The organism is Aeromicrobium sp. REDSEA-S32_B7 (assembly GCF_001626145.1).
Taxonomy (GTDB): domain Bacteria; phylum Actinomycetota; class Actinomycetes; order Propionibacteriales; family Nocardioidaceae; genus Aeromicrobium; species Aeromicrobium erythreum.
Window position 1 is genome coordinate 1 of record NZ_LUNF01000308.1, and the last position, 5,981, is coordinate 5,981.

The following is a 5,981-nucleotide window of genomic DNA, read 5'->3' on the forward strand; positions in this document are numbered from 1 at the left end:
TAGCCGAGCCGCTCGTAGAACCGGTGGGCCGCGTCGCGCGAGGTGTCGCTGGTGAGCTGGGAGAGTCGCGCGCCGCGGGCGCGTCCGTGCTCGTGCGCCCACGCCATGAACGCGCCGCCCAGGCCGCGGCTGCGCCAGCGGGGCGCCACGCGGACCCCCTCCACCTGCATGCGCGTCGTCCCTCCGCGCGAGAGGCCGGGCAGGATGGTCAGCTGGGCCGTCGCGACGACCTCGTCGCCGTCGCGCACCACCACCACGAGCTGCGACGGGTCGCGCACCAGGGAGTCGAACGCCTCCTGGTAGACCGACGCCGTGCCGTGCTCGCGGGAGGCGCCGATCGGGTCGTCGGCGAGCAGCGCCACGATGGCGGGCACGTCGGCCCGCTCCGCCCGCTCGACGCGCAGTCGCTCGCCGTCGACCTCGAGGGTGGTCCCGGCGTCGCGAGCGGCTCGACGGACGCCGTCGACGACGGCGTCGAGCCAGCCGCCGACCGACCCGCGCGCCTCCGCGGTGTCGGGGTAGCGGCAGCGCAGGTGCACGCCGCCCTCGTCGAGCACGAACCACACCATGACCCCGTCGGTGCGCCCAGCTGCGCTGACGTACTGCGCCTCGAGGCCCACGTGGTCGACGTGCACCGGCAGCCGGCGCAGGTCGAGCCACGAGAACGCGAACATGCCGGGGGACTGGGGCATGCCGCCGTACGGGGCGAACACGTCGGCGAGCGGCCACGACCCGAGCCGGATCGCCTCCTTCACGGCAGCAGCGCAGGCGGTCGGGTCGGGGTCGGGGGAGTCGATCACCGCGTTCGTGATGAACCACCCGACCGCGTCGTGCCAGATCTCCTCGTAGCGACTGTGGACCGGGAAGACGGCGCGGAACGGCGCGTCGGCCAGCGACCGCGTGACCCGGGTCATCACCGACGTCACCAGCGCCAGGGTCGAGACGCCCTGGGCCCGCGCCGCGCGCTCGAGCCAGGCCATCGCGTCGACGTCGAGCACGTCGCGCACCTCGACCCGTTCGAGCACCGGCGTGGTGACGTCGCCGAGGGGGAGGGGGAAGCGGGGCATGGTGTCGCCGCAGGCGCCGAGCACCTCGGCCCACCGGTCGCGGACGTCCTGCGGGGGTCGCTCGCGGCCGAGCAGCGACTCCGTGTGGCTCGAGAACGCGCGGGGGAGCACCTCCGACGCGGTGTGCCCGAGCTCGCGCAGGAGGTCGCGCACGACCACGAGCAGCGACCACATGTCGACGTGCGCGTGGTCGGACCCGATGACGACGGTGGGCCGGTCGTGCGACTGCACGACGCACAGCCGGTGCGACGGCCTCGACAGGGGCCGGCAGTGCTCGTCGAGCACCCCGCGGATCGCGTCGCTCAGGCGGGTGCCGGGTGCCATCGGGTGCTCGCGCCAGGACCCCGGCCCGACCTCGACCTCGTGCAGCTCGACGTCGCCGTCGTCGTCGAGGGAGAAGACGGTGTGCAGAGTGCCGTGCCGTCGCACGACGGCGAGCCAGGCCTCGGCGAGCCGGTCGAGGTCGACGTCGGGGAGCCGGACGGTGATCGCCATCCACGAGCCGGGGCGGTCGCCCTGACCGACGTGACGCTCCTGGTCGAAGGAGACCGGGAGGCGCTCGCCCGTGGCGCCGACGGTGAGGTCGTACCCCATCACGCGACCGAACGGGAGTCGCAGGTGGGCCACGTGGGTGAGCCGCATGGTCGTCACTCTAGGGCCGGCCCCGACGTCGCGCGCCCCGTCGGCCACTGCGTGTCTCGTCGCTCACAACGAGCGCTCGGACGGCCGTCGGGGCCTTGCGCCGTCGTAGTCTGGGAGGTCCCGAGACCGAGGAGCCGCCCGCCATGTCGTCCGTGTCCGTGCCTGGAGCCGTCCTCGACGTCGACGTGCAGGGCGACGACGGTCCGGCGGTGGTCGTGCTCCACGGCCTCACGTCGAGCAGGCGCCGCGACGCGCTGCTGGGGCTCGACGTCGCCGCCCGTGTGCCGGGGGTGCGCCTGCTGCGCTACGACGCGCGAGGCCACGGACGCTCCACCGGCCGGACGGTCGTCAACGAGTACACGTGGCCACGGCTCGCCGACGACCTCGAACGTGTGATCGAAAGCTTCTTCCTGGGGGAGCAGGTCCACGGGCTCGGCGGGTCCATGGGGACCGCGACGCTGCTGCACGCCGCGCTCAGGGACCCGGCACGGTTCGCCTCGCTCACGCTCATGATCCCGCCGACGGCCTGGGCGTCCCGCCGGGCCAAGGCTGCTGAGTACGAGGCGTCGGCGCGGCTCGTCGAGTCGTCGGGCGTCGACGCGTTCGTCGCGCTGGCCGCCGACGCCGTCCCGCCGCCGGCGACGCACGGCCGCCCTGACACGGTGCCTGACGTCGACGAGGCGTTGCTGCCCACCGTCCTGCGTGGCGCTGCGCGTTCGGACCTGCCGTCCACCGCGGCGCTGGCGACGCTCGACGTCCCGACCCAGCTGCTGGCCTGGACCGACGACCCGGCGCACCCGTTGAGCACCGCGCGGACGCTGCACGACCTGTGGCCGTCGAGCTCGCTCGTCGTCGCGACGACGCCCGACGACGTCCGCGCCTGGAGCGCGCTGCTGGCGGAGCACGTGCACCGTCACGACGTCGCCGTGCGCGCCGGCTCCTGAGCCCCTTCTGAAGCACACGATATCGATCCGATAATGCACATTATGTCAAGTAGTGTCGATCGTTGTGCCTCCCCCTGACCGCAAGACCTCTGCAGAACCTCTCTGGCCGACGTTCGTCGAGCCAAGTGCGTCCTTCACTGCGACCCTCGAGATGCGGGTGCGGAGGAGCCGCCACGCAGACCGGGTCGTCAGGGCGACGGATGGGAGCGGGCGCGATGTCGGTGCTGGGGATGCTGGGAGCCGTCGCGATGCTGGCGGGCATGATCGCGTTCGTCGGGCCCGCGACCCGGTTGGCCCTGACGGGCGCCGCGGGCTGGGTGACGTCGGAGAAGGTGCTCGTCGCAGCGTCGATCGCGCTGATGCTGTCGGGCGCGGTCTGCTTGACACGTCCCTGAGCACCTCAGGGCCGCGGGACGACGCGGGCCTGCTCGAGACGGTCGAACAGGTCGAGGAACGCCTGGAGCGTCGGCTGGTACCCCGTGAACCCGAGGACACGACTGCGGGTCATGTCGGCCAGGCACTCCATGTCGCGTCCGAGGTCGCCGTCGGTGTGCCACTAGGAGGCCACGCGGTCCACGTCGGCCTCCACCAGGCCGTCACGTTCGGCGATGCGTGACCACGTCGCTGCGGCGTCGGCCATCTGCTCCTCCAGCGGCCGCGGCTCGCCCTCGGAGCCCTCGGCGTCGACGCCCAGACGTGCGGCCAGCAGCGGCCACAGCCACCGCCAGCGGAAGACGTCGCCGTTGACGACGTTGAACGCCGTGTCGGCAGCGGCCGGTGTCGTGGCGGCCCACACCAGGTGCTGGGCCAGCAGGCCCGCGTCGGTCATGTCGGTCAGGCCGTCCCACTGGGTCCGCGACCCAGGGAAGACCATCGGTCTCCCCTGCTCACGGCAGATCGCGGCCTGGACCGCGAGCGTCTGCCCCATGTTCATCGCGTTGCCCACTGCGGCGCCGATCACCGTGTGGGCGCGGTGCACCGACCACGTGAAGCCCGCCCGCTCCGCAGCGGCGAACAGCTCGTCCTCCTGGGCGTAGTAGAAGTTCGGGTACGGCAGCCGCGGCTCGTCCTCGCGGAACGGGGTGTCCGGCACCTCCCCCTTCCCGTACGCCTCGAACGGACCGAGGTAGTGCTTGAGACCCGTCACCAGCGCGACGTGCTGCACGCTGCCCGCCGCGTCGACGGCGTCCAGGAGGTCGCGCACCATGCGTCCGTTCACGCGGATGTTCGCGGCCTCGTCCTCCTGTCGCATCCAGGCCGTCACGAAGACGTGGGTCGGGGCGTGGGGCGCGAGCGACTCGCGCAGCGACGCCTCGTCGGTCAGGTCCGCCGCCACCCCGAGCACGCCGTCCACCGGCGCGCGACCGCTGCGCGACAGGCCGAGCACCTCCCAGCCCTGCTCGACCAGCTCCCGGCACAGTGCCGAGCCTGCGATGCCGGTGGCTCCTGCCACCAGCGCGGTCCGCGTCGTCTCTCCCATGTCCTCGACCCTAGGCACGTCGCGTCCGGCCTGCTCGGCGCGCGGCGGCCACGCAGCGTGCTCCGAAGGACGACTCCCTTCCTCCCCTCCCCTACGGAACCGGGACGGGCGACGGATCCTTCGTGACGCCGAACGCGAAGGTCGTCTCGATCGACGCGAGCGACGGGATGTCGCGGATCCTGTCGCGCAGCAGCTGCTCGTAGCTCGCGAACGACTCGGCGACCACCTTCAGCAGGTAGTCGTGGTCGCCCGCCAGGACGTACGCCTCGACCACCTCGGGCAGGCCCCGCAGCTCCGCCTCGACCGCCTCGACGGTGTCGGTCGCGTGCGACGACAGCCGCAGCCTGACGAACGCGGTGATGCTCAGCCCGACCTCCTGCTGCGCGACGACTGCGCGGTACCCGCTGATCACCCCCGCCGACTCCAGGGCCCGCACCCGGCGCAGGCAGGGCGACGGTGACAGGCCCACCCGGTCGGCGAGCTCCTGGTTGGTGAGCCGACCGTCCAGCTGCAGCTCGCGCAGGATCGATCGGTCGATGGAGTCGAAGCGGCTCATGTGGCAGATCCTGCCACGAGGCTGCAGTGCGGTAGCAGAAATGGCAATCGCATGCCGGGGCGATCGTCCTACTGTTGCGGCGTGACCAGGACCATCCCGACCGTGCGCGCCGCCGCAGGCCCCGCCGCCCTGCTCGCCACCGTCCTGCTGTGGTCGTCGTTCGCGCTCATGACGCGGGCGCTCGGGACGTCGGGACTCACGACCCTCGACCTGGCCCTGCTCCGCTTCGCCACTCCCCTCGTCCTGCTGGCGCCGTGGGTGCCCGGCGCGCTGCGTCGGGCGCGGCAGGAGCGGACGAGCACGCTCGCCCTGCTGATGGTCGGCGGACTCCCCCACTTCCTGGTCTTCGCGGTCGGCGCTCACCTCACCAGCGCCGGGCTGACCGGGTTGCTCGTCCCCGGCACCGTGCCGCTGTTCGTCACCCTCCTCCTGCTGCGGCGGCGCAGCGTCCCGCGCGGGCGGGTCGTGGCCCTCGCGCTGATCACGGGCGGGGTGGCCGTGAGCGCCAGCACGATGACCTCGGCGAGTGGGTCGGTCGGCGTGGTCGCGCTCCTCGCGGCCGGTCTGCTGTGGGCCGTCTACACCCTCGGCCTGGCCCGGACGACCCTCGGGCTGCTCGACGTGGTCGCCCTGGTGAGCCTCGGCTCGACGGTCGGCGTGGTGGCCTCCGTCGCGCTCGGACTCAAGCCGTCGGCGGTGCTCGATGGCACGGCTGTCGGTGCGCAGGTGCTGACGACGGTGCTGCTGCTCGGCGTCGGCACCGGGATCGCGTCGACGCTCTGCTACGCCCAGGCCATCCGGCAGCTCGGTAGCGGCGCCGGCGCCGTGGCGGGCGCGTCGAGCCCCGTGCTCACGGCCACCCTCGCCGCTCCGCTGCTGGGTGAGCCGCTCGGCCCCGTCCTCGCCTTCGGGCTCGTCCTCGTCGTGGTGGGCCTCGTGCTCTTCCACACCTCCGGCCGCGCGCCCTCCTCCGCCAGGCTGTCGGTCGACCGACGACCGCTGCTGGTCGAGTAGCGGCTCCGCGCTACTCGATCAGCGACACGTTCCGCTGGTCGAATAGTCAGGACGGCGAGCGCCAGCGAGCACGTCCTGACGTATCGAGACCACCCGGCAACGGCTCAGCGCGGGCCAACCCCCAGCGAGAGCTTGGAGTGGTCTCGATACGTCGGCCCCAGGCTCGTCCCTCGCCGGGACCGACTACTCGACCAGCGAAGAAGTCACTGTCCACAGGGGTTTTCTGGGCTGGAGGGGGGTGTCGGAGGGGGTCTCTAGGTTGGAGACATGAACCCCAC

Annotated in this window: 6 protein-coding genes; 3 read left to right on the forward strand and 3 right to left on the reverse strand. The window is 72.7% G+C overall.

Annotation, left to right across the window (positions count from 1 at the left end):
• Window positions 1–1,709, reverse strand: a 1,709-nt coding sequence (locus A6Q79_RS17775) for a GNAT family N-acetyltransferase (protein ID WP_317698888.1), incomplete at its 3' end; no start/stop codon positions are given.
• A gap of 143 nt (window positions 1,710–1,852) precedes the next feature.
• Between A6Q79_RS17775 and A6Q79_RS17780 the strand changes: the two genes are divergently transcribed.
• Window positions 1,853–2,653 carry an alpha/beta fold hydrolase gene (locus tag A6Q79_RS17780; RefSeq protein ID WP_286690265.1) on the forward strand — a complete coding sequence of 267 codons (801 nt, stop codon included), beginning with the start codon at window positions 1,853–1,855 and terminating at the stop codon, window positions 2,651–2,653.
• A 200-nt stretch (window positions 2,654–2,853) separates the two neighbouring features.
• On the forward strand, window positions 2,854–3,048 hold the full coding sequence (locus A6Q79_RS17785; RefSeq protein ID WP_067857382.1) for a hypothetical protein: 195 nt from the start codon (window positions 2,854–2,856) through the stop codon (window positions 3,046–3,048).
• A gap of 161 nt (window positions 3,049–3,209) precedes the next feature.
• Here the strand turns inward: A6Q79_RS17785 and A6Q79_RS17790 are convergent, their stop codons facing one another.
• Entirely contained in the window at window positions 3,210–4,133 is a 924-nt protein-coding gene (locus A6Q79_RS17790; protein ID WP_286690266.1) for an SDR family oxidoreductase, read from the reverse strand.
• Between the two features lie 91 nt (window positions 4,134–4,224).
• Window positions 4,225–4,689, reverse strand: coding sequence for an Lrp/AsnC family transcriptional regulator (locus A6Q79_RS17795; RefSeq protein ID WP_286690267.1), 465 nt, complete (start codon window positions 4,687–4,689; stop codon window positions 4,225–4,227).
• An 81-nt stretch (window positions 4,690–4,770) separates the two neighbouring features.
• Here A6Q79_RS17795 and A6Q79_RS17800 point away from each other — a divergent pair, with 81 nt between their 5' ends.
• Window positions 4,771–5,703 (forward strand): EamA family transporter, encoded by a 933-nt coding sequence (locus A6Q79_RS17800; protein ID WP_286690268.1) that lies wholly within the window; start codon window positions 4,771–4,773, stop codon window positions 5,701–5,703.
• Window positions 5,704–5,981 lie beyond the last annotated feature (278 nt).

Bases quoted from the DNA above. Each gene is read 5' to 3' on its own strand.
- A6Q79_RS17780 (WP_286690265.1), top strand. From the start codon at position 1,853: ATGTCGTCCGTGTCCGTGCCTGGAGCCGTCCTCGACGTCGACGTGCAG.
- A6Q79_RS17785 (WP_067857382.1), top strand. From the start codon at position 2,854: ATGGGAGCGGGCGCGATGTCGGTGCTGGGGATGCTGGGAGCCGTCGCG.
- A6Q79_RS17790 (WP_286690266.1), bottom strand. From the start codon at position 4,133: ATGGGAGAGACGACGCGGACCGCGCTGGTGGCAGGAGCCACCGGCATC.
- A6Q79_RS17795 (WP_286690267.1), bottom strand. From the start codon at position 4,689: ATGAGCCGCTTCGACTCCATCGACCGATCGATCCTGCGCGAGCTGCAG.